This is a genomic window from Spiroplasma endosymbiont of Villa modesta, from assembly GCF_964030925.1.
Taxonomy (GTDB): Bacteria; Bacillota_I; Bacilli_A; order Mycoplasmatales; family VBWQ01; genus Spiroplasma_E.
In genome coordinates this window covers 1,261,276-1,286,005 of the sequence record NZ_OZ034992.1, presented here as the reverse complement: position 1 = coordinate 1,286,005, position 24,730 = coordinate 1,261,276, and the positions used below count along the sequence as shown (strand labels likewise).

Here is a 24,730-nt window from a genome sequence, read left to right as displayed (position 1 = left end):
TAACTTTGGAATAGTTTTCCTTTTAATTAAAGGAGGTATAAGTATGAATATTTGTAAAAAGGATATTATAGATAAAGAATTTACTGTTGATTATAAAGGCTATGATTCTAAAGAAGTAGATTTATTTCTTGATTTAGTAGCTACTAATTATGAAATACTAGAAGAATTTGTAAATAAACTAAAAAAGCAAAATGCAATTTTAGAAAATAATAATTACAAGTTACTTAAAGAAATTGATGATTTAAAAACACAAATTTTAGTTTTAAAACAAGAAAAACAAAAATTAGAAGAAAAAGGTGTAGAAAATGTTGATATTATTACGAGGTTAAGCAAATTAGAAAGTATTGTACATGAAGAATAAATATGTTATAATTTTTTTCTAAAAGAATAAAAAATGAGCTAATCGCTGCATTAAGTATGTAGAGGAAAGTCCACGCTCGCACTTTCTGTGATGAAAGTAATGTTTGTGTTAGAGAAAACAATAACTCTAAGCAGTAATTCTGACGGCTGACAAAAACCTAAGTTTTTTATTAAATAAGGTTCTAGTCTATAAAAGTGTCATAGAGACGAGTTTTAAGGAAACTTAAAAGCTGGAACGAGATAAACCCCACAAGCGAGAAACCCAAATTTAGGTAGGGGCATTGGTTTATTAGAAATGAATAATAAACCGAACTATTGTTTACAATAGTAGATAAATGGTTAGCACTTGCAAGAAGCAAGAACAGAACGTGGCTTATGATTTTTTTATTCTTTTTTTGTATTGTAAATTATTTGATTGAAGGTTTAAAAATGACTGAACTTTTAGTTTTATTAGATAAATTTAATTTTAGAATTAGTTGTTGTGAAAGTATTACTGGTGGACTTTTTGCTCAAGAGATTACTAGTATTGCTGGTGCTTCTAAATATTTTAGTGGTGGTTTTATAACGTATACTAATGAATCAAAAATCAATATTGTTAAAATTAAAAAAACAACCATTGAAAAATATGGTGTAATAAGTAAACAATGTGCTATAGAAATGGCTTTAAATGCACAAAAAATTTTAAAAACAAATATTGCTATTAGTTTTACTGGAAATGCAGGACCTAATGCTCTAGAAAATAAACCGGTTGGTTTAGTATATGTAGGTATTGTTATCAATGATAATGTTTGATGTGAAGTGTTAAATATTTCAGGTAATAGAAACGAAATTAGAACAACTATAGTAGCAAAAGCAGTAGTTATTTTAAAAAAAATTTTATTAAGTTTTTAAATTTTAAAAAGGAATTATCTTACAGAGTTATTAATATTTTGTAGGGTGATTTTATGGAAATAAACATTAAAGAAAAAGAGCAATTATTAGAAAAGGCCATTAAGCAAATTGAAAAAGAATTTGGCAAAGGTGCTATTATGTTACTAAGTGATAGTAGTATTGGCGATATTGAAGTTATTAGTTCAGGAAGTATATTATTAGATGATATTTTAGGTGTTAAAGGTTTTCCAAAAGGTCGTATTATTGAAGTTTATGGACCAGAATCGGCAGGTAAAACTACATTAGCATTAATGGCTTTAGCAGAAGTTCAAAAACAAAATGGTAGAATAGCATTTATAGATGCTGAACATGCATTAGATCGTCAGTATAGTCAAAAATTAGGTGTTGATATTAGTCGTTTATTAATTACACAACCAGATTCAGGAGAACAAGCATTAGAAATACTAGATATTCTTGTTAAATCAGAAACTTTAGATATGATTGTTGTTGATTCAGTAGCAGCATTAGTTCCACAAATTGAACTTGATGGTGATATGAATGATCAAACAATTGGTGCTCAAGCGCGATTAATGTCTAAATAAAGCATTACGAAAAATTAGTGGAAGTATCGCAAAAACTAATTGTATTGTTTTATTTATTAATCAAATTCGAGAAAAAGTTGGTATTATATATGGTAATCCTGAAATAACACCCGGAGGAAAAGCATTACGTTTTTATAGTACAATTAGACTAGAAGTACGTAAAGGTGAACAATTAATCAAAAGTAATCAAATAATTGGTCATAAAATAAAAATAAAAGTTGTAAAAAATAAAGTAGCACCACCATTTAAAACAGCAAGTCTTGATTTTTGTTTTGAAGAAGGATTTTCAAAAATTAGTGAAATCATTACAATTGTTGTTGAGAAGGAAGTTATTAATAAATCTGGTGGCTGATACACTTATGAAGATGTAAAATTAGGACAAGGAAAAATAAAAGCAAAAGAAAGTTTAGAAACAAATACTTTTCTTTTAGAACAAATTAAGGAACGAATCAAGTTTTAAAAAAAACATGCTAAAATTAATGTAGGATTATTATCCTACTTATTTGTCTGTAGATATTAAAGAAGAAAAATATAAAATTTTAATTTTATTTAAGTTTTTGAGTGTAAGGATTCTTTTTCTTGTAGGTGTTTTACAGCAAGGAGAGAAATATAAATGGAAAAAAATATGTTAGCTATATTATCAAATATAAGTAGTCAACAGTTTGGAATGTGAGTAGGTATATCAATTTTTCTAGCAATGATAGTAGGGATAATTGCTGGATTTCTAATTAGAAAAATGTATTTAAAAATTAAAGAACAACAAAGTTTTACTAATATTTTAAAGAGAGAAAAAGAATCTCAAAAATTAATTCAATCCTCAAGAGTCGATGCAAAAATTGAAATAAGTAAAATGAAAAAAGATTTGTATTTAGAGATTGAATATCGTAAAGAACAAAATTTAGAATATGAGAAACTTTTAAATAAAAGAGAACGCAAATTAAGTGAACGTGAAGAAATAATTGAAACACAAACACAAAATCTTTATCATCAACGTGAAATTGTAAAAAATGTTAAATTAGAATATCATCAAAAAATTGATCAAATTATTATGGAATTAGAAAAAATTTCTGGTATGAGTCGAAATGAAGCAAAAGATGAATTGTTTAGTAAATTAAAAGAAAAATTATCATTAGAATTTAATAAAATTATTAAAAATCATGAATATAATATTAAACTTCAATCTAAAGAGTTAGCCAATAATATTGTTAGTGAAGCAATAGAACGTTATGCAAGTAATTTTATTGTTGATAAGTCAGTATCATATGTTAAGTTACCTAATGAAGAAATGAAAGGCAGAATTATTGGTAAAGAGGGTAGAAATATTAAATCTTTTGAGTTAACAGCAGGTGTAGATATTATCATTGATGATACGCCAGAAACAATTCAAATTTCTTCATTTAATCCGATCAGAAGAGAAATTGCAACTAGAGCTTTAGAAGATTTAGTTAAAGATGGAAGAATTCATCCAATTAGAATTGAAGAAATCTTGAGATTTCATGAGCAGGAATTAAATGAAGGTTTTAAAGTTGATGGTAAAAAAATTATTGATGAGTTAAAATTAACTGGTTTTGAACCAGAGTTAGTATCTTATATTGGAAGATTAAAATATCGTACAAGTTATGGTCAAAATGTTTTATTGCATTCCTTTGAAGTTGCCAAACTTGCAGGAGCAATGGCAGCTGAATTGGGTTTAGATGTTAATATTGCAAAACGTGCTGGTTTATTACATGATATTGGTAAAGCTGCTGATTATGAATTAGAAGGTTCACATGTTTATAATGGTGTGATTTTAGCAAAAAAATATGGTGAAAGTGATATTATTATTAATGCTATTCATTCTCATCATGGTGATGTTGCAAAAGATAATGTTTATTCTTCTTTAGTTTCAGCTGCTGATACATTATCAGCAGCTAGACCTGGTTCAAGAAATAATTCATTAGAAGAATTTATAACTAGAATTAAAGAAATTGAAGATTTGTGTAAATCTGTTAAAGGCGTAGAAAAAGCATATGCTGTTCAGGCAGGAAGACAAATTAGAGTTATTGTTGATCCTAAAGTTATTAATGATTTTGATGCTCATATATTAGCAAGAAACTTAAAACAAAAATTAGAACAAATGATTACAATACCAGGCGATATTCATATTACTGTTATTCGTGAAGTAAGAGCAACAGAATTAATTAATTTTTAGAGAACCCTTAGGTTCTCTTTTTAACTTTATAAAATATATAATTTGTTAATTAAAATATTTATTTTTTTATGTTTAATTTATTTTTTCATTATTATTTTAGTGTTAAAATAATATAGTCTTAAAAATAGAGGAGAATATAAATATGAGTTTTGCTGACATTATGTCAAAAAAAGTACAAAAAACATTAGAAAAAAATTTAAGTAAAAAAACTTTAACCATGGAAAATATGGAAGCAACAATTAAAGAATTTAGATTAATTTTGTTAGAGGCTGACGTTAATTTTAGAGTGGTTAAAACTTTAACTAATGAAATTATTAATAAAGCAAAAGGTGAATTTATTAAAGAAGGCTTAGATCAAAAAGAAATGTTAATTAAAATTATTCATGATGAATTAACAAAGATTATGGGTACTAAGAATGTTGAATTAGATTTATCTACTAATCCTACTGTTATTATGATAGTTGGTTTACAAGGTTCTGGTAAAACAACAACAATATCTAAACTAGCAAAGTTGTTAACAGATAAATATCAAAAAAAATGTTTACTAGTTGCAGGAGATATTTATCGTCCAGCTGCTGTTGAACAATTAAAAGTTTTAGGAAAACAATTGAATATTGAAGTTTTTTCCCAAAAAAATGAAACTCCTACTAATATTGTTAAAAATGCTCAAATATATGCTAATAAAAATAAGTTTGATGTAATATTAATTGATACAGCTGGAAGATTACACATTGATGAAAAATTAATGCAAGAACTAGCAGAAATAAGAAAAATTACTTCACCAAAAGAAGTTTTACTTGTTTGTGATGGTATGGCAGGACAAGATATAATTAATGTTGCTATTGAGTTTAATAATACTATTCCTATTACTGGAAGTATAATCACTAAATTAGATGGTACTGCTAAGGGTGGTTCAGCTCTTTCAATTTCTTATTTAACAAAGATTCCTGTTAAGTTCTTAGGAATGGGTGAAAAGGTAACTGATTTAGAGGTTTTTTATCCAGAAAGAATGGCAGAACGTATTTTAGGAATGGGTGATCTTACTACATTAATGGAGAAGGCCGAAAGTATAGTTTCAACTCGTGATGTTGAAGAAACTATGAATAGAATGATGTTAGGTCAATTTGATTTGAATGACCTTGTTAATCAAATGAAGCAAATTCAAAAAATGGGTAAATTGGGCTCACTTGTAAAAATGATTCCTGGTATGTCTGCTAAAATTAGTGATGCTAAAATTAGTGATGCTGAAACTGATTTAAAAATAGCAGAATATATTATTGCTTCAACAACTGCTCAAGAACGTGAAAAGCCACAAATTTTACGTTATCCAACTAGAAAAGCAAGAGTATTAAAAGGCTCAGGTCGTTCAGAAAAAGAATTAAATAAAGTGCTAAACCAATTTGAAAAAACTAAAAAAGTTATGGATCAAATTGCTGGTCAGATTAAAAAAGGAGAAATGCCAAATATTCCAAGATTAGATAAGTTAATAAAAAGTTAGAAAAATAAAAAAAATTTGTTATTTTTTGTTAATTTGTTAAAATTTATTTAACTCAAGAAATGTATAAAACTTTGATTTCTTGAGTTTTTATAGATATTATTTTATTAAAATTTTTTTAAATTTTCTTCTTTGTTTTTAAAAATTTAATTTATTTTTTAAAGTAAAACTAGATTTTAAAAAGAAAATAGTGTTTAAATAGTGGGTTATTTTAAATTAAAAATATAGCAAAAATTTATTTTTTCTTTTTCAGTTGCTTAATAATATTTAGGGAACAAGATAACTTTGAATTGTGTTTAGTAAACAAATTAAATTCAGTTAGGAGACAATGATTATGAAAGATACGTATACATCTGTTCGATTAGCTCAAAAGCCACAAAATTCTTTTGCTTGCTATCGATGTGGTAGAGTAATTTTGATAGCTGATTACTTAGAAGGAATAAATATTCAAGTTAATTGCAGTCGTTGTGGCTTTAAGAAGCGTGTTAATAGTATAAAGATAGAGAAAATAAACAGTAAACCAAATTCAGCGCTAAATTCTAATGAAATTTCAAAAGAAAAGATAAATGAAATTTTTAATTCCTAAAACTATTAAATTTGTAAAATTACAAATTTGGAGAAGTGTTGGTTTAATTGATTTATTAATTATTTTAATGGTAGTTGGATTTGCTTCAATTATTATTTTATTGTTGCAAATTGATATTATTTTTAAAATATTAGCTGTTATTTTAGTTGGTTGTGCTACTATTCCGCTTACTTTTTATTGACAGCCAAGAAAAAAAGGATGAGAAATTATTTTATTATGATTTAAATTTCATAGTAAAAATCGTTATTATAAATCTGAAAAAAATTCACAAATTTTAGTACCATTTAAAAAAATTATTAGTAAGAATGTGATGCAATTAAATGTGAAAAATACAAATTATACTAGAGCTTTATTATTGGAGGGTTTTAATATTACATTATTATCTAATGAAGAAGCCTCAAATAAAATTAAAGATTTAGCTGCAGCTTTTAAAATTATTAATATTTCTATGTCTTTAATAAAGATTGATATGCCTTTAGATATAACTGCACAAACTAATTTTTATAAAGAACAACTCGAAAAAATTGATTTAGAAAATATTAGTGAAAAAGCAAAATTAGCAAGAAAATTTCAAATGATATCAGCAATTAATGCTAATAATGAAATTCAAAATCAAAATGAAATGACGCAACCATTTTTTTACTTATTTTTTTATTCATCAAATCAAGAAAAATTAAAAGAAGAAGTAAATGCTTTTAAAAATTATATCAGTCGTAGCGGTGTTAAAGCTAGTGATATTAATTGTTTTGAAATGATGGTTGTTTATAGTAAATTAATAAATTCTAATGAAAATGCTTCGTTAGAAGAAATGTTTACTACAAAAAAAGAAGAAACTGTTAAAAGTAAAGATTTAACTAATGATTTAGCGATTAAAGAATTATTAGTTCATAAGAATAATTTAGAATTTGCTAATTGTTTTCAAACTGTTTATAACATATATGATTATCCATTTGAAGTTTCAGCAGTCTGATTAGCAAATTTAGTAAATATTCCGAATACTAGTTTAATCTTTACTTTTAATAGTATCAGTGAAGAAAGTGCTAAAAAACAATTGAATAAAGCTATGCAAAATTTAGCAACTTTAAATTTTATGACAAAATCATTATCAGAACGAAGAGATTATGATTATCATTATCAATCATTAAATGAATTATTAGATCAAATTGCTGGTGGTGGTGAAAAAATATTTAATACTAATATGTATTTATTAATTAATGGTGCTGATCGTAAGCAACTTAAGCAAAATATTAGTACTGCCGAATACGAAATAAAAAACAATAATATGAAGTTTGATAAATTATATTATCGTCAATTAGAAGCTTTTTTATCAGTAATGCCAGATAGTGCTGATTGATTTAAAGAAACAGGTCACGAAATGCCATGTTTAACAATAGGTGCTAGTTTTCCTTTTTTAAATCAAGAATTAAATGATAAACAAGGACTGTTTCTTGGATTTAATGAAAGTGGTAATAAAGTATTTTTTGATCAAAGAACTAAAAGTAGTACTCGTAAAAATCATAATCAATTAATTATTGGTACTAGTGGTTCAGGAAAATCTTATACTTCTAAAAAAGAAGTAAATTATCAAATTATGCTTGGTCATAAAGTAATTGTTATTGATCCTGAACGTGAATATCACGATTTATGTAATTATCATGATGGAAGTTGAATTGATGTTGGTGACGGTTCTTCTGGCAATATTAATCCATTTCAAATTACATTGGCACTGAGTGATGATAATACTAATGATAATAATACTCGTGATATTTTAGCACCACATATGCAATTCTTAGAACAATTTTTAAACGTTGCTACTGGTGGATTAACGAGAAATGAATCAAGTTTATTAATGATTTATGTAAATTTAATGTATGAAAAATTTGGTATTACTTCTCGAACAAAAATTCATTTATTAAAACCAAATCAATTTCCAATTTTTCAAGATTTATATGATATTATTGAATCTGATATGGTTAAAGAAGAAGAGATTAGAAGTAAAAATGAATTAAAAAATTTACTAATTATATTATCAAGATTTGCAACTGGTGGTACTGATGCTAATTTATGAAATGCTCATACTAATATTAATAGCAGTAGTTTATTACAAGTTTATGATTTATATACTTTAACGCAATCAGGGAATAAACGTTTAGTTAACGCTCAAATGTTTTTAATTTTGAAATATATTGAAAATGAAGTACGAAAAAATAAAAATGATAATGAAATTAATAATAAACAACAATGAATTTCAATTACTATTGATGAAGCCCATTTACTTATTGATAAAGAATTTCCGGCAGCATTATTATTTATGTATCAAATTGTTAAGAGAATTCGTAAGTATACAGGTATGATAAATATTATTACACAAAATATTAACGATTTTCTTGGTTCTGAAGAAATTAAAAAATATACTACTGCTATTATTAACTCAAGTCAATATTTAAAAGTATTAAACTTACAACCTCATGATTTAGCGGCATTAAATGAATTGTATTCTTCATATGGTGGCATTTCTGCTAATGAAACTGATTTTATTGCTCGTGCTAAAGTTGGTGAATGTCTTTTTGCTATTTCTAGTTTATATCGTATGTGTTTAAATATTAATGTTAGTGATGCTGAAACACAAGCAATTAAAAATATAAAAAATAAAGAAATTGAAAATTAGTATATTTTTTTATACATTATCGATTTCATCAATAATTGTTAATTTATTTTAAATTAAATATAAAGATACTTTCATATTAATAAAACTTATAAGTTTTATTAATATGATTTTATTTAAATAAAAAATTTTATAAAACAATAAAAAATAAGTTGATAAAATTGAAAATTTTTATTTACTTTATTTTAAAACCAACTATAATTAAAGTGTATCAACATTATTTATAACATATGAATTTGACTGTAAGTCCTAATTTATCTCTTTAAGGAGTAAAATAGGGCTTATTATATTATTAGATAAATTCATGCTTTATAAACAATTTTGATTAGTAAATAATTTTATTTTTTTATTATTTAAGGAGGAAAAACTTATGATTTTTAATTATCTATCAGATGGACCTGATATAAATAAAATCATTGATGTAGCAAAACCTTATGTTTCGGCAGTTGCAGGATTGCTAATTGCTGCTTTAATTGCATTTAGTGTTTTTAAAATAATTATATTGGCAAAAGATTTAGCGGCCGCTGGTGATGATCCACAACGTAGAAGTGAGATTAAAAAAGCGTTTATGTATACATTAATTGCACCAATTATTGGCATTACTGCATCAGCAATAATAATTGCTCTTGTGCAAGCTTTTGATGGTAATCCAAATATTCTTCCTAGCTAACTAAAGAAAGTTATATATTAACTTAATATTAAGTTATGAAGAGAAAAGAGATGAAAATATGGATTGACTAACAGATATTATACTAGGAGCTTTATTATTTATACCTTGACTTATTTTCATTCAAGGACCATTATATTTAATTGATATTTTATTGAGATCACCTAATCATGGTCATGGCGGCATATTTGATTATTTAACAACTGATGCGATAACTAATTTAGTTTTTGGAGATTTTACTAAAGATCCACTTAATAGTAAAAATTTACCAGTATTTTTTTCAGCATTAGCAATTGTTTCAATTGGCGTAATACTTATTATGTTTATTATGCAATTAATTATTATTCAATTTACTGAAACACATACAATTAGAGAAAAATTAGGTAAAGCTATAAAAAATACATTTTTAGCTTTTTTAGTAATTGTTTTCATTCCATTTTTTATGAGTACTATAAATTATTTAATAACAGGATTATTGGCAGTTTTACAAATTACAGCTTTAGGAAAAAATGCTAGTTTAGCTGATTTATTATGAGGTATTGGTGCTCCGGATGCTAATGCTGCTCAGCATGATCCTGGTGTTTATTCAATGCCACCTATTTCTCAATTAAAACATTGAAACTTTATTCTTGAAATTATTGCGGTGTGATTTACTTTATATGTATTATTTGTTGCATCAATGACATTGGTTGAAAGAATTATTGATTTATTACTTTTATTTTCAATATCACCAATTGTTGCTTCTATGATGCCTGTTGATCAAGGAAAAAGATTGGGTGTTTGAAAAGAAATGGTAATAGGTAAGTTTATTATTGGTCCAGGAACGATGTTACCTATTTATATCTTCCTTCAAATATTACCAAAGGCAATATTAGATATTACTAATAATACTAATTTTAGTTGACTTGAAAAACAAGTTTTATATACGTTATTTTGTACAGCCGGTGCTATTAGTTGTTTAAGAACTCAAAAAATTATTAATCACTTAGTAACACAAAACTTAGGTGTACAAAGTGCTATTGATTCTAATGGAGCAGCTATTGCTGGAAATATTATGGGTAAAGCTCGGACTTTTGCTAGCCTTGCAGCAGGTGGTGCTGGTGCATTAAAACTTGGGAAACAAATTGCATTTGGTGGTGCTAAAGATGGAAGAAATCCTGATGGTAGTCAAAAGAAAGCAAATGGACTATTAAAAAATGGTATAACAGGTTATTTAGGTAAAGGTACTAAAGGAGTTGCTAAAGGAATTGGTAAATTTCAAAATTCTCATGATCAAGGTACTAAATGACAAGATACAAAAAATAATTTAAAAAGCCCTTTTGTTGGATTAAATAATATGGCTAAGGGTGCTTTTGTTGAACCTTTTGTAAATTTAAATAACACTAGAAAGAATGCAAGAAGAGGAGATCCTGATGAATAAAAAAGTAAAATATTAAAATCTTGGAGAAATAATCATGAAATTTAAAAAAACAAAAAATGAATTTAAAAAGAAAAAAAGTTATCGTTGAAGACGTAATGTAACTATTGGTATTTTATTATTAATAATATCAGGTATTGCTGGTGTTATTTCCCAATATGGGTAAAATATAAATTATTATAAAATATATAAAAAATAAAGGAACATAAAAATGAAATTTATTCGTCAAAAAAAATGAGTACTACCAGCAGTAATTATAATTGTTATACCCTTTTTAGTATTAATAAATACTTTATTAGTTTATGCTTTAGTCTTTGTTCGTAACATGTTTTCTCATAGTGGAGATAATCAACAACCATTTACACTTAAATTTTTAATACAGGATGTTATTAATTATTGATTAATATTTTTAATTCTATTTCTTATTGAATTTTCAGTTTTATTATCTTACTTTATGATTCATAAATATAAAATTTATCGTGAAACTCATAATAAAAGTCGCTTTTTACGTGATTCAAAAAATAAAGTGTATGGATCTGCTGCTTGATTAACACCCACTGAAATTGCTAATACCTTTCCTTTATCAAAAACTGTTGAAAATGATTACGGTATTGTTGTTCAAACAACAAAGACTAAAATTGGTGGTGTCCAATTTAATATTAAGTCTGATGCTCATAATATTGTAATTGGGGGAACAGGAAGTGGTAAAACTCAAAAATTAGTTATTCCAACTATATATTTAAATGCCCAATCGAAAATTAAACCATCAATGGTTATTACTGACCCAAAAGGAGAATTATTTCAAAATCATTCTAAAATATTAAAAGATAATGGTTACGATGTTTATGTTATTAATTTACGTGATACATCAGTATCTAATTCATGAAATCCTTTTGTTAAAGTATATGATTTTTATGTAGAATCAATGCGTTTAAAAAAAGAAAATAATCCTTTAAATGAATCAATTACTTATGAATCAATGGCATTATCATGAATTAATGATATTGTTGAAGCTTTATTTCCTGAATCAGATCCAAAACAAAAATTTTGAAATCAATCAGCGATGCAAGTTGTCAAATCAATTATGTTATTTATGCTAGAACAACTTGAAGATCAACCTGATGTTCCTTTAAAATACTTTAGTATGTCAAATGCTGCTATTGTTGCTACTAATCGTCAACGATATGTTGAAATTCTAAAAAAAATGCCAACTCATAGTTTAGCTCGTCAAATTGGTTTAGGTGCATTAGAAGGTGCTGAAGAAACTGCGGGATCAATTAGTCAAATGGTTGCTAATGGATTACGTTTATTTACTGATCCAGTGACGCGAAATATTAGTTGTAGTAATGATATAAATTTAGATGAAATTGTAAAAAAACCAAGTGCTGTTTTCTTAGTTGTTCCTGATGAAAGTAATGAACGTAATGCTTTTGTATCAATGTTTATTGCACAGTTATATAAAAATACAATTCGTTATGCAAGTACTTTACCTGATATTAAATTACCACGTCCTTTATACTTTTTATTTGATGAGTTTGGTAATATACCAACGATTGCTAGTATGGCACAAATGATTACTGTTGCACGAAGTCGTAATATTTTTTTCATGATGATTATGCAAGATTTACAACAATTAACACAAAAATATGGTAAAGAAACAGCAGAAACTATTTTTAATAACTGTATTTTGCATACTTTTTTGCAAACTATGGATTTACAAACTGCTAATAAATATTCAGATATGTTCGGTGAAAAAACAATTATTAATTATAGCCATTCTGGTAATAAAGATAAAAAAGCTGATAATATTAATTCATCATTACAAGGTAAAAAATTAATTACAGGTAGTGAGTTAATGAAATTAGATTTTGATACTGCTGTTATTTTTTTAGCAAAACATAATCCAGCAAAAACACGTTTAATTCCGTTTTATGAATGAGGAAGTAAACCAGCAGGACAAGCAACTGTTACAAATGCTTCACGTTTAATTGATTTTAATAAAGATTATTATTTAAGTTATATTGGTTTATTCTATTATATTGAGAAAAGAAAAAATCCACAAGCTGCTGCCGAAAGAGAAAAATCAGAAAAATAAAAAATAAACAATAGTTAAGAAATTGTATATAAAAGAATATTTATTTTAATATATAAATGTATATTATTGATAGATATAGAAAATAACGATATACTTATTTCATGAATAGATCAAAAATATAAGTTTTACTTTTTATAAATTATGTTAAAAAAGGTAAGTACATAATAATGTTAAATATTATAAATAAACTTATATGAAAGGATTTTAAATATGAATGTTCCCAATATTATTTCTTTAATAAGATTAATATTAGTCCCAATTATTGTTAGTTTAATGATTATCGGTCCAATAGATAATGATAATTTTTATCATCTTTGAATAACAAGTATTAATATTAATAGTTATAGTTTACCGATTAGTTGGTTAATAGCAGCAATTTTATTTATTATTGCTGCCATTAGTGATTTTATTGATGGATGATGAGCAAGAAAATTTAATCAGGTAACAACTTTTGGTAAATTTTTTGATTCAATTGCAGATAAACTTTTAACTAATGGTGTTTTAATTGTAATGGCATGTGCTACTATAATTCCGGTTTGAATGGTAATTATTTTGGTATTACGTGATTTTATTATTGATGTAGTTCGTCAAATTTTGGCTACTAAAGGTACAGTAATGGCTGCTGATAAATATGGTAGAATAAAGGCAGCATTACAAATGTTAGGAATTACAATTTTATTTTTTATTAATTGACGATTTTTAAATGGTAGTGTTAATGGTCATAGTAATAATAATCAATATGGTTTAATTAATCAATTAGTAATGATACCAATGTACGTTGCTACAGTATTAAGTATTTTTAGTGCTTATAATTATATTAGTTCAAATAGTAAAAAAATGTTTAATATCTAAAAATAAAAGGAGTATTAATATAAATGATAAATAAAGTAATTGTTTTGAATCAGTGAGCAGTAGTTACAGGAGCGTCTAAAGGATTGGGATATTATTACTGTCAAGCATTATTAGCACAAGGTTATCACGTATTAGGGGTATCACGTGATAGTAAAAAAATATTAGAATTAGCAGATAAGTATCCACACTTACAAGTTAAAAATTATGATTTAGATTTATCTGATTTAAAAAATATTTATAAATTATTTGAGTTATCAAAAGAATTAAATGTAACAGTAGTTATTAATAATGCTGGTTATGGTGTTTGAGGAACATTTGCAGATAGTATGTTAGAACAAGAATTAAATATGATTAATTTAAATATTTCTTGTTTACATATTTTAACAAAGTTATTTGTTCAACGTTTTAGTAAAAATAATTATGGTCGTGTTATTAATATTGGAAGTATGGCAGCTTTTAGTCCAGGTCCTGTTTTTGCTAGTTATTATGCTTCTAAATCATATGTTTGAAGTTTAGGTGTTGCAGTTAATTATGAATTAAAAAGAGCAAAAAGTAAAGTAAGAGTAATTACAATTTGTCCAGGTCCATTAAAAACTGAATTTTGAAATCGTAGTAGTAATGGTAAAGGAAATAAAGAACATTATAGTTCATTATTACCAGTTTTAGATACTGAAACTTATGCTAAAAAGTCTTTACAAACAGCCTTAAAAACAAAAAGAAAAAGTTTTATTATTACAGGAATTTCTAATAAAATTACAAGAACTATTATTAGAATATTACCTTTAAAAACAGTACTTAAGTTAGTATATAATTATCAAAAAAATCGCTAATAATGAATTTCATTTTTTATTTTAATCCTAAAAATTATTAAAAAACATTTATTTATTATAAATGTTTTTTAATTGTTTTCTTTAAAAGAAAGGTTTATGATGTATCCAACTTCTTAAGATTTTAAAAAGTTATTAAAAAAGAGGTGTTATTTATGAAAAAATATTTATCAATGTTAACAACAATAGCATTATCAGCAGCATCAATATTTTCAACTTCTTCGATATTAAATTCATATGTAAAAAATTACAATTTAATAAATGTTGATAATTTACATGATGTAATACAACCAATTGATATTGTTGAATACCCTATTTTTGCTGATAATGGAGAAACTACAGTTAAAACTTTTGAAAAAAATGTTATTGTTCTTTTTAGTGATCCTTCAAAATTAAAATATATAGAATTAACTGATATAAAAAGTCATGTCGATTTTCATATAAATGGAAAAGATTATTATTATAATGATCAAAGTAAGAATTCAGTTATTGTATCTAGTGATACAAAGTTTATTGATAATAGTATTTCACATGAAGGAAATATGAATAAAGTTCAGCAAACAGTTAGTTACGATTATGATTGAAATCAAAAAGCATTTATTTTTAAATTTGTTAGTGTTGAAACGGTTACAGCAAATAATGAAAAAGATACTCAGTTTGTGAGAGGTTATTTTACTACTAGTTTAAAGTTAAATTTGCATGAATTTTAATTTATAGTTTAAAATATTATTTTTTTAACTTAATTAGAGAAATTATATTATAAAAGTAGTATTTAAGTACTGCTTTTATTTATTTTTTTGTTTTTTAAAATAAAATAATTATAATAAAATAAATAATATTTATATTATAAAATTAATTAAAGCATTAATAATAATTTATAATAATGATTAATCAAAATATATTATATACAGTATGAGATTCTATTGTAATTTGGTTTAAATTTGTTATTATTATATTTGTCCTAAAACTTTAGGACAAAACATCAGTTTAATTAATTTAAAATTGTAAATTTGGCTTTATGCCCTTATATGAGTAATTTTCATGTAAGGGTTTTGTATTTTAATTTATTGATATGAGTCTTTAATTTAGTTTAAAAACTCAATTTAATATCTATTCCAATTTCATAAATTAATATTCCCACTTACCCTTAAACCAAAATTTATACAGACTAATAATTAAAAACATTTTAAAATTTATATCATTATAATTTAAAAGTATTAAGTTTAAGGTCAAATTTACTCTTTTATGGTAATTAAGTTTGTTTATAGTAAAAGTATTATTAAAACTTTAGAAAATGAGGTTTATTAAATGCAGAATATTATAAATTGTGGCATTTATTTTGCTAATGTGCCATTAACAAAAACAACTAACGAAACTAGATGTGAAAATATAAATTGTAATTATCAATATTGTAATGGTTGCAAACTTGAAACAGTTATCATTTGAACACAAACTCCTGATCAAAAATGTTTAATAATTCCTATTATTAGAAATTCAATTGAACAACATGAGCAAAGCCTAGGCTTATTAGGTGATAACTTATCTATTATTAAATTGAAAAAATCTAATAATAATTCTATTTTAAGTTTTCGCGAGGAAGATATTAGTTATGCTGATCTTAATCGTGCAACTTGAATTAAAAACTTTAGAATTGGTGATGAATACTTAATCAACGGAGAACTTCGTGTCTTAAATGAAACTGAAATTTATGATTTATCTTTTAGAGTAAAAACATTACCAATATCAAGTCTTAATACAATTGCCAATATTGGTATTAATAAAAATTTAAATTTAAATAATAAAATTGTAAGTTATAGTGACAATACTTAGGACATATTCCGTAATTAAATTTAATTAATTGTCAATAAAATTGTTTTAAAACTATTTAGTGTTATTGAATATAGAAATAAATATTTTTTGAAAAAATAGTTTAAAAAATGAGTTTACATTTTAAACAAAAAATTGTTAATAATATTTTTATATTAACTCGATAAAAATTTAAATTTTAAAAAAATATTTTTAATATTTTTTTTATTTTAATGGTTTTATTTTATTAAAAATTTCACAAAGTAAGTTAAATCTTAAGTACATAAGTCTAAATTTAGATTTTCTACATTTATTTACTAAAATTTTGAATCTTTTCAATCAAGCAAAGACATGTTCAACTTTAATTCTAATTTTAGATACAATCTTATTGTATTTTCTTTCTTGTTTAGTTAATTTTTTATTTTTAGTTCTTTTAATTGGTATTATTGTATTTTTATAAATATTTTGTATACCTTGATATCCTAAATCACCAATAATTATTGTTTTTTCTGAAAATTCAAGATTTGAATTTTTTAATATTTGAAAATCATGCACTTTACCATTATCAGCAAAAATATCAACAATTTTTTTATTAAAAAAATCATATACAATTTGAAATTTTATAGAATACATTCAACTTTTACCAGAAAAATATTCTAACTGTAGTTTTTTTTAGTTGGTCTTTCAATTTCAATCTCAGTTGAATCAATTAAATAAAATTGAAATTCATTTGAATTTTCTTGTTTTTTATCAATTTTTAATTTATATCTTTCTTTTAAAAATTGGTAATCTTTGTGGTTACTAAGTTTATTTTCTACTCAAGTAATATTTCGAAAACAACTTGATGGGCTCATTTTAGATTTAATACTCATTTGAAAAAAAAGTATAATATTCTTTTCAGTATAATAAAGTCATCATTAATCTTTCTTCTACTGAAAGTTTATTTTTTCGACCTTTATTTTTTCTAATTTTTCTATTTCAATTAATTTTTCTAACATTTCATTAAAATGAAAACGTTTTATACCAAAATATCTGTAAAATTCTTCATTTTTTAATTTTTTTAAATTTTCAAAAATCATTTTTATCAACACTTTTCTAAATTTATTGTTAATAACAAAATTATAAAATAAATTTTAAAATTATTACTTGATTTTTCAAAAAAATAATTACGGAATATGTCTTTTGATTTTCTTTTTTTTCTTCGTTATTGGTTATTTTTGTTTTCATTATAATTTTGATTTTTTCATTGATATTTTTATTGTTCATTAGTGTTTCTCCTTTTATTTAATAATATAACCTAGGTTATTTAGTAATACTAAATTGACCTAGGTACTAAGAAAATATAAAAAATATTATATTTTATGAATTACTAAAATTATTTAATTACGCTTTTTTAACTGCTTTAACAGTAAAGTGGAATTTAACTGATGAACTAGCAGTTACTTGTGGTGCATTAGGTACGGTTGCTACAACTTTGTAAATAAAATCCATTTTATAGTCTAGTGCATCTCCTGAAGCTATATATGCATTTAAACATTCTTTTGTATGTTTTTCAAATTGATTTTCTAAATCGTTAATAGAAACATCTGTTTTATTAGCAATTGATCATCCTCATTGTTGACCTTGTGCTAATATATATGCTTTTGGACCTGTTTCTTGAAGTCTAGTAAGTAAATATTGTGGTACAATTGGTGTTATACCAGCACTTGTTACTAATATGAATGTTCCATCTGGATATTGTTCATCTTTTAAAAACGCAACTTTTTCTGTAGCTGGTAAAGCTTCTAATATTTGGTTAATATATGGAACCATACTGTTTAAGTTAGCTTGCACACTAATAGGATCAACGTTATCTAGTACATTAATATTACTACTATCAGCATTTCCAGTAGTAGTTGTATGTTCAATTTTTAAATGTCCTAAAGTAAATGTAGTTTTTTGCATATTTTATTCTCCTTTGTTACTAAAATAAATTTTGATTTTTAGTTTTAGTTTATTTTTAGAATTAAGATTTACTTAATGTAATATATTTTTATTTTTAATATCGATAATAGCAAGATATTTATAATAATGTGAAAGTGATATTAGATAAAAATATTTTTTGTAAATCTTAATTTAAGTCTATAATTGAAAAAAAGAATATACAATAAAAAAATAATACCTGCATAAAAATATAAATTTTTCTAATATTTTATTTTTAATAATGTTTAAAAGAAAACTAAGTAAAAACAATTATTTTTTAAAATATTATCAATATTATCAATAGTTAAATTTGTATATTATAATGATTTTATATATTTATGTTATAATCAAGAAAATTATCATTACTATTAAAAATAAATAAATATTGGAATTTTTTAAATATTAATTTGTGGGTGCTTTAATGACAAGAATGGAAAAGTATAAAAGTTTACGTGAACAAATTGCTAAAGAAATTAAAGAAAATAGTAAGCTTTGAGAACAAGAACAAAAAATAGAAAATTATTATCAGCAACTAATAAAAATTGATAAATCATATTTTGAACCAATTTTTCAAAAATTAAATTCTGATTTAAATTTAGTTAATTTTGAAAATTATTTTATTAAAAATAATGAACAACATTTAGATAATAATGATAAATTAATATTGGAAAATATGTTAGAAAATATTAATAATATTTTAAAAAAATATAGCGAAAATATTGATTTTGAAATAGTTGATGTGCCATTAATAAGTACTAACTTGGAATATCAAACGTTAATTAATAGTATGCATAATAAAATAAATGAATTTCAAAAAGACTTAGAAAGTAAAATTCATGATGTCAAAAATTTTGTTAAAAATTTAGAATTTAAATATAAAAAGTATAAAATAAATAATAGTGATCTTAATAAAGAACTAAAAGAAATTAATCAAGAACATAATAATTTTCAAGATGAATTACAAAAAGTTAAAATTAAGAATAACTATAAGTGAAGTTTAACAGTATTTAGTATTATCATTATTTGTTTAATTTTAATAGTCGTGTTAGTATTATCATTAATATTATTTATTAAGTAGAGAATGGAGAAAAACAATGTACCCAAAGATTAATATTGCAATAGATGGTCCAGCAGCTAGTGGTAAATCAGCAGCAGCATATTTACTTTCTAAAAAAATTGATTATCAATTTATGGATACAGGAATTATGTATCGTAGCTTTACTAATTATTGTTTAAAAAACAAAATTGCTTTTGAAAGTGAAGATTTAATACTTGCAGCATTACAACTTTTTGATATAAGATGAGTTAATGGTCATTTTTTATTTAATGATCAACCACCAACAGAAGAAATTTATGATAAAAATGTTACTAGTAAAGTACCAATAATTGCTTCGTTATCTGAAGTTAGAAAAGTTATGGTTGCTAGAATTCAAGAAATGGTTAGAAGTCAAGGCTTTATTGTCGTTGGCAGAGATATTAGTAGTGTTGTTTTACCTGATGCTCAATTAAAGATTTTTTTAACTTCTAGTTTACACGCTCGTAGTGAAAGAAGATATAAACAGTATATTAAAGAGGGTATTAATATTACACAAGAACAAGTATATAACGATATGGTAATTCGTGATAATGTTGATAAAACTCGTAGCACTGGTCAACTAGTAATTGTTGAAGATGCAGTTATTTTAGATAATAGTGATTATAATTTACAAACGACCGTTGATAAATTAAAAGTTTTATATGATAATTACTTTAGTCATAAAAAATAATATTTTAAATATAAGGATTTGAATAAAATGAATAAGTTACCAAAAGTAGTAATTGTAGGACGTCCTAATGTTGGTAAATCTTCAATTTTTAATCGTATATTACAAAAAAAAGTAGCAATAATTGAAGATATGCCTGGAGCAACTAGAGATCGAATTTATGGCATTGGTGAATGATTAACACAAAATTTTGTGATTATTGATACGGGTGGTATTACTAAAACGATTACTAATTTTACTCAACAAATCAATCAACAAGTTAATATTGCTTTAGCTGAGGCTGATATTGTTTTATTTGTTTGTTCTTATCAAGAAGGTCTAACTCACGAAGATGAAGATATTGCTAAATTATTATACAGAACTAAGAAACCGGTTATTATTATTGCAAATAAATATGATAATGTTCAAAACGATAATGATAAAATTTATGATTATTTAAAAGTTGGCTTTGGCGAACCAATTTTAGTGTCTGCTAGTCATGGTGTTGGTTTTGGTGATTTATTAGATATGATAATTACTAAGTTACCAAAAGAGGTTCATACAGAAAAGAAAGAACATATTAATTTAGCAATTATTGGTCGTCCCAATGTTGGTAAATCAAGTTTAGTTAATACTATTCTTCAAGAGAATAGAGTTATTGTTTCACCAATAGCAGGAACAACAACTGATGCTATTGATAGTAATTTTGTTTATAATAAAAAACAATATTGTGTTATTGATACTGCTGGAATTCGTAGAAAAGGAAAAATTACTGAAGATTTAGAAAAATATAGTTTAATTAGAACTACTAATGCTATTGAACGTAGTGATATTGTTTTGTTTTTATTAGATGGTAGTGTTGAAATTCAAGAACAAGATTTAACAATAGCAGGAATGGCAAAAAATTTAGATAAGCCAGTTATTATTATTGTTAATAAATGAGATTTAGTTAAAAAAAATGAAAAAACAATGCAAGAGTTTACTAAAAAAATAAAAGAAAAATTTAAATACCTTGAGTATTCTTTTGTTGTATATTTATCTGCTTTAGAAAATACTAGAATTCATACTTTATTTGCTACTATTAATGAAGTATTAGTTAATATGAATTTAAGAATTAAAACAAGTATTCTTAATGAAATAATTAATAAAGCTCAATTAATTAATGAGTCGCCCTACTTTAAAGGTGGTAGATTAAAGATATATTATACAACACAGGTTGAAAAAAATCCGCCTACTTTTATTTTAATGGTAAATGATCCACAACGATGTCATTTTTCTTATGAACGTTTTTTAATTAATCAAATTCGTGAACGATTTGGTTTTCAGGGTGTACCAATTAAATTAAGATTTAGAATGCGTAAGTCATTGTATAATAAACAATAAAAAAGTGTAAAATTTTGTGATTATATTTATTTAAGAAAAATTTATTGTATAATAATATTTATTAAGATAAAAAACTAATGATTAGAAAGTGTAAATGATTATGCTAAATTTTTTAACATTAGAGTCGCACAATAAAAGTTTATCAACATCGGCAATGTGAATAATGTTTATCATTGGTTTGATTTGTATTGGTATTATTTTTCTTGTGTTTTTTTTATTTAAAAGAAAATTACGTAAAGAAAGGAGCTTGATTAACGAGCAATTTTTATTTAAACCAAAAAAAGTTACATATCAAGTTTTTCATTTTTGAAATAAAGCTCTTTATATATTTTTAATGTTTTGTGCAACAGTTGGTGCCATTGTGCTATTATCAGTTTCAATAAGTTCAATGTTTTAATTTTGAAAAATTAAGAAAAAGTTTTAGGAAGGGGTTAAAATATGGGTTTAGTTTTCTGAAAAAAACATAAAGAGAAAAATCAAACAAAAAATAGTAATATTGAATTAAAAACCTCAAAAGAAAAAAGTCCTTGAAATAATGTTTTAAAATTTTTACAAGACTTAGGTAAAGCATTACAATTTCCAATTGCAGTATTACCATTCGCTGCTATTTTAAACAGATTTGGAGCATTAGGGCTTACATTTACTACTACAACTGATGCTGGTGTTATGCATGTTACTAATGAAGTGGGTTATTGAATTTCATATATTATTCAACAACCAGGAAAAATAGTATTTGATAATTTACCATTATTATTTGCTTTAGGTTTAGCATTTGGTTTAGCTAAAGATCATCGTGGTGAAGCTGCATTAGTTGGAGCAGTATTTTATTTGGCAATATCTGCAATGACGTCAATTGAACATTCATTACCAGAAATGTTATATAAAAATGTTTTAACTTTTACATCAAGTAAAGGTGAAAAATTTTCGTCATTATTTTATGTAGAAGAATTTGGAACAGATGGTAAAACTATCATTGGTGGTATTTATGTATTAAACATTGGTGTTTTTGGTGGAATTGTAGCGGGGTGTTTATCTGCAGTTTTATATAATAAATATAAAGAAATTAAACTTCCTCAAGCATTATCATTCTTTGGTGGTAGAAGATTTGCACCAATGGTAGTTTTAGCAATAACTATTCCCACTGCTTTAGCATTTGCTATTGTTTGACCATGAATTCAATTAGTATTAATGAAATTTGGTCAATTAGTTGCTAATCCAAATAATCCAGCAGTTGCTATTCCAGGAACAGCAGTTTATGGAATATTAAATCGTTTATTATTACCTTTTGGATTACATCAAATCTTAAATACTTTTTTTTGATTTCAATTACCAATTAATGGTCAGATAATATCTCCAATTACAGGTGCTGCATCTGGAACAACGGAATGAGTAAATGGAGACATTAATGCTTTTACTAGAGGTATTGAAGGATCTGGATTTTTTCAATCAGGTTTCTTTCCTATTATGATGGGTGGTATTCCCGCTGCTGCCTTAGCTATGATTATGGCAGCTAAAAAAGAAAATAGAAAAATGGTATCAGGATTTTTAGGAGGAGTTGCTTTAGTTTCTTTTATTAGTGGAATCACTGAACCAATTGAATTTTCATTTGTATTTATTGCTCCATTATTATTAGTAATTCATGCCTTATTAACAGGGATATTTATTGCAATAACGACAGCATTGCATATCCAAGTTGGTTTTGGTTTTAGTGCTGGAATTATTGACTATTGCATTTCTTTTGCTCAATCATGAGGATTTGCTAATCATGCTACAGGTGCTTATCATATTACTTCAAATCCACTATGAGTATTATTATTAATTGTGGCTGCTGGTGGAGTTTATTTTATTGTATTTTATACATTAATTACTAAAATGAATATTGAAACACCAGGAAGAGAAGAAGATTTTGGTGTTGAAGAAAATAAAGTAACAACAAAATCAGAGTTAAGCAATAAAAATCTTAAAAGTGATAAATATACATTAATGGCAACAAAATTAATTGAAGCAATTGGTGCAGATAATTTTGTTGAAATTGATAATTGTGCTACTAGGTTACGTTTGATTGTTAAAGATACAACACGTGTTAATTTGGCAAAAGTTAAGGCCGCAGGAGCATTTGGTACTAAAATTTTGAATAAAGAAGCTTTGCAAATTGTTATTGGTACCGATGTTGAACATGTAGCCAATGCAATAAAGACACAGTTACAAAATTCAGCAACTTTGAATATTAAAACTAAAGTTAATCTATAATTAAAAGTGATTATTACAATATAATATTAAATCTACTAAAGCTCATATAGCCATTAAATGGTTATATGAGCTTTTAATTGATTAAAAAAGATAGGAGTAAAAATAATGGGAGTAGGTAAACATTTAATTACTAACATTTTACAAAAAATAAAATCACAAGTACCAACATTAACTAAAGAAGACCTTATTACTGCGCTTAATATTATCTATATAACTTGTGCAGAATATAATGCTATTGATAGTTCTATTAGTAATATTGCCAAATATTATCACCAAGAAGATGAAAAATTTGATAGTCAATTGTTTAAAAAAAATTTGCATAGTTCTTTTCAATGGACATATTCCGTAATTAAATTTAATTAATTGTCAATAAAATTGTTTTAAAACTATTTAGTGTTATTGAATATAGAAATAAATATTTTTTGAAAAAATAGTTTAAAAAATGAGTTTACATTTTAAACAAAAAATTGTTAATAATATTTTTATATTAGCTCGATAAAAATTTAAATTTTAAAAAAATATTTTTAATATTTTTTTTATTTTAATGGTTTTATTTTATTAAAAATTTCACAAAGTAAGTTAAATCTTAAGTACATAAGTCTAAATTTAGATTTTCTACATTTATTTACTAAAATTTTGAATCTTTTCAATCAAGCAAAGACATGTTCAACTTTAATTCTAATTTTAGATACAATCTTATTGTATTTTCTTTCTTGTTTAGTTAATTTTTTATTTTTAGTTCTTTTAATTGGTATTATTGTATTTTTATAAATATTTTGTATACCTTGATATCCTAAATCACCAATAATTATTGTTTTTTCTGAAAATTCAAGATTTGAATTTTTTAATATTTGAAAATCATGCACTTTACCATTATCAGCAAAAATATCAACAATTTTTTTATTAAAAAAATCATATACAATTTGAAATTTTATAGAATACATTCAACTTTTACCAGAA

The 24,730-nt window shown here is 24.5% G+C and carries 27 protein-coding genes and 1 other RNA gene; 22 read left to right on the top strand and 6 right to left on the bottom strand.

The window, feature by feature from the left end; all coding sequences use genetic code 4:
• The first annotated feature begins 43 nt into the window (after positions 1-43).
• The 17 genes from AAHM89_RS08240 (at position 44) to AAHM89_RS08160 (ending at position 16,457) form a co-directional block, all read left to right on the top strand.
• Positions 44-361: a DivIVA domain-containing protein gene (locus tag AAHM89_RS08240; RefSeq protein WP_342266035.1), complete on the top strand. Its 318-nt coding sequence runs from the start codon at positions 44-46 to the stop codon at positions 359-361.
• Between the two features lie 29 nt (positions 362-390).
• Positions 391-741, top strand: an RNA gene (gene rnpB, locus AAHM89_RS08235) — RNase P RNA component class B.
• A gap of 48 nt (positions 742-789) precedes the next feature.
• Entirely contained in the window at positions 790-1,251 is a 462-nt protein-coding gene (locus AAHM89_RS08230; RefSeq protein ID WP_342266034.1) for a CinA family protein, read from the top strand.
• 53 nt (positions 1,252-1,304) lie between these two features.
• The gene (locus tag AAHM89_RS08225) at positions 1,305-1,832 is read left to right on the top strand and encodes an AAA family ATPase (RefSeq protein ID WP_342266033.1); all 528 of its coding nucleotides are present in this window, start codon (positions 1,305-1,307) and stop codon (positions 1,830-1,832) included.
• A gap of 4 nt (positions 1,833-1,836) precedes the next feature.
• Positions 1,837-2,292, top strand: a complete 456-nt coding sequence (locus AAHM89_RS08220; protein ID WP_342267302.1) for a recombinase RecA — start codon at positions 1,837-1,839, stop codon at positions 2,290-2,292.
• Between the two features lie 153 nt (positions 2,293-2,445).
• Positions 2,446-4,023, top strand: a complete 1,578-nt coding sequence (gene rny, locus AAHM89_RS08215) for a ribonuclease Y (protein ID WP_342266032.1) — start codon at positions 2,446-2,448, stop codon at positions 4,021-4,023.
• Positions 4,024-4,165: 142 nt separating this feature from the next.
• Positions 4,166-5,521, top strand: a complete 1,356-nt coding sequence (gene ffh, locus AAHM89_RS08210) for a signal recognition particle protein (protein ID WP_342266031.1) — start codon at positions 4,166-4,168, stop codon at positions 5,519-5,521.
• A 331-nt stretch (positions 5,522-5,852) separates the two neighbouring features.
• Positions 5,853-6,104, top strand: a complete 252-nt coding sequence (locus tag AAHM89_RS08205; RefSeq protein WP_174480064.1) for a hypothetical protein — start codon at positions 5,853-5,855, stop codon at positions 6,102-6,104.
• Positions 6,105-6,171: 67 nt separating this feature from the next.
• Positions 6,172-8,772: an Mbov_0397 family ICE element conjugal transfer ATPase gene (locus tag AAHM89_RS08200; protein ID WP_342266030.1), complete on the top strand. Its 2,601-nt coding sequence runs from the start codon at positions 6,172-6,174 to the stop codon at positions 8,770-8,772.
• A 367-nt stretch (positions 8,773-9,139) separates the two neighbouring features.
• Positions 9,140-9,439, top strand: coding sequence for a hypothetical protein (locus AAHM89_RS08195; RefSeq protein WP_342266029.1), 300 nt, complete (start codon positions 9,140-9,142; stop codon positions 9,437-9,439).
• Between the two features lie 58 nt (positions 9,440-9,497).
• Positions 9,498-10,856: an Mbov_0396 family ICE element transmembrane protein gene (locus AAHM89_RS08190; RefSeq protein WP_342257287.1), complete on the top strand. Its 1,359-nt coding sequence runs from the start codon at positions 9,498-9,500 to the stop codon at positions 10,854-10,856.
• A gap of 34 nt (positions 10,857-10,890) precedes the next feature.
• A complete protein-coding gene (locus tag AAHM89_RS08185) occupies positions 10,891-11,019 on the top strand; it encodes a hypothetical protein (RefSeq protein ID WP_255495888.1) in 129 nt (42 codons plus the stop codon).
• A 45-nt stretch (positions 11,020-11,064) separates the two neighbouring features.
• The gene (locus AAHM89_RS08180) at positions 11,065-12,948 is read left to right on the top strand and encodes a VirD4-like conjugal transfer protein, CD1115 family (RefSeq protein ID WP_281749401.1); all 1,884 of its coding nucleotides are present in this window, start codon (positions 11,065-11,067) and stop codon (positions 12,946-12,948) included.
• A 210-nt stretch (positions 12,949-13,158) separates the two neighbouring features.
• On the top strand, positions 13,159-13,800 hold the full coding sequence (gene pgsA / locus AAHM89_RS08175) for a CDP-diacylglycerol--glycerol-3-phosphate 3-phosphatidyltransferase (RefSeq protein ID WP_342266028.1): 642 nt from the start codon (positions 13,159-13,161) through the stop codon (positions 13,798-13,800).
• A gap of 23 nt (positions 13,801-13,823) precedes the next feature.
• The gene (locus AAHM89_RS08170; RefSeq protein WP_252320132.1) at positions 13,824-14,630 is read left to right on the top strand and encodes an SDR family NAD(P)-dependent oxidoreductase; all 807 of its coding nucleotides are present in this window, start codon (positions 13,824-13,826) and stop codon (positions 14,628-14,630) included.
• 152 nt (positions 14,631-14,782) lie between these two features.
• Complete coding sequence (locus tag AAHM89_RS08165; protein WP_342266027.1) at positions 14,783-15,337, top strand: hypothetical protein; 555 nt, start codon at positions 14,783-14,785, stop codon at positions 15,335-15,337.
• 598 nt (positions 15,338-15,935) lie between these two features.
• The gene (locus AAHM89_RS08160) at positions 15,936-16,457 is read left to right on the top strand and encodes a hypothetical protein (protein WP_342266026.1); all 522 of its coding nucleotides are present in this window, start codon (positions 15,936-15,938) and stop codon (positions 16,455-16,457) included.
• Positions 16,458-16,658: 201 nt separating this feature from the next.
• On the opposite strand, the gene AAHM89_RS08155 is transcribed toward AAHM89_RS08160, so the two are convergent.
• From AAHM89_RS08155 to AAHM89_RS08135, 5 genes are all read right to left on the bottom strand, one after another.
• Positions 16,659-17,066 (bottom strand): transposase family protein, encoded by a 408-nt coding sequence (locus AAHM89_RS08155; protein WP_339045908.1) that lies wholly within the window; start codon positions 17,064-17,066, stop codon positions 16,659-16,661.
• Positions 17,067-17,089: 23 nt separating this feature from the next.
• Positions 17,090-17,305: a hypothetical protein gene (locus AAHM89_RS08150; RefSeq protein WP_339047170.1), complete on the bottom strand. Its 216-nt coding sequence runs from the start codon at positions 17,303-17,305 to the stop codon at positions 17,090-17,092.
• A gap of 57 nt (positions 17,306-17,362) precedes the next feature.
• Entirely contained in the window at positions 17,363-17,512 is a 150-nt protein-coding gene (locus AAHM89_RS08145) for a hypothetical protein (RefSeq protein ID WP_339047194.1), read from the bottom strand.
• A gap of 40 nt (positions 17,513-17,552) precedes the next feature.
• Positions 17,553-17,699, bottom strand: a complete 147-nt coding sequence (locus tag AAHM89_RS08140) for a hypothetical protein (RefSeq protein WP_342266025.1) — start codon at positions 17,697-17,699, stop codon at positions 17,553-17,555.
• A gap of 117 nt (positions 17,700-17,816) precedes the next feature.
• Positions 17,817-18,377 (bottom strand): hypothetical protein, encoded by a 561-nt coding sequence (locus AAHM89_RS08135; RefSeq protein WP_342266024.1) that lies wholly within the window; start codon positions 18,375-18,377, stop codon positions 17,817-17,819.
• Between the two features lie 439 nt (positions 18,378-18,816).
• On the opposite strand from AAHM89_RS08135, the gene AAHM89_RS08130 reads away from it, so the two are divergent.
• From AAHM89_RS08130 to AAHM89_RS08110, 5 genes are all read left to right on the top strand, one after another.
• Positions 18,817-19,473 carry a hypothetical protein gene (locus AAHM89_RS08130; protein ID WP_342266023.1) on the top strand — a complete coding sequence of 219 codons (657 nt, stop codon included), beginning with the start codon at positions 18,817-18,819 and terminating at the stop codon, positions 19,471-19,473.
• 16 nt (positions 19,474-19,489) lie between these two features.
• On the top strand, positions 19,490-20,161 hold the full coding sequence (gene cmk / locus AAHM89_RS08125) for a (d)CMP kinase (protein WP_252320710.1): 672 nt from the start codon (positions 19,490-19,492) through the stop codon (positions 20,159-20,161).
• A 27-nt stretch (positions 20,162-20,188) separates the two neighbouring features.
• Complete coding sequence (der, locus tag AAHM89_RS08120) at positions 20,189-21,520, top strand: ribosome biogenesis GTPase Der (RefSeq protein ID WP_342266022.1); 1,332 nt, start codon at positions 20,189-20,191, stop codon at positions 21,518-21,520.
• A gap of 438 nt (positions 21,521-21,958) precedes the next feature.
• The gene (locus AAHM89_RS08115) at positions 21,959-23,770 is read left to right on the top strand and encodes a PTS transporter subunit EIIC (RefSeq protein ID WP_342266021.1); all 1,812 of its coding nucleotides are present in this window, start codon (positions 21,959-21,961) and stop codon (positions 23,768-23,770) included.
• 105 nt (positions 23,771-23,875) lie between these two features.
• Positions 23,876-24,133 (top strand): hypothetical protein, encoded by a 258-nt coding sequence (locus tag AAHM89_RS08110; protein WP_342266020.1) that lies wholly within the window; start codon positions 23,876-23,878, stop codon positions 24,131-24,133.
• A gap of 173 nt (positions 24,134-24,306) precedes the next feature.
• Here the strand turns inward: AAHM89_RS08110 and AAHM89_RS08105 are convergent, their stop codons facing one another.
• Complete coding sequence (locus AAHM89_RS08105) at positions 24,307-24,714, bottom strand: transposase family protein (RefSeq protein WP_339045908.1); 408 nt, start codon at positions 24,712-24,714, stop codon at positions 24,307-24,309.
• Positions 24,715-24,730: the final 16 nt, after the last annotated feature.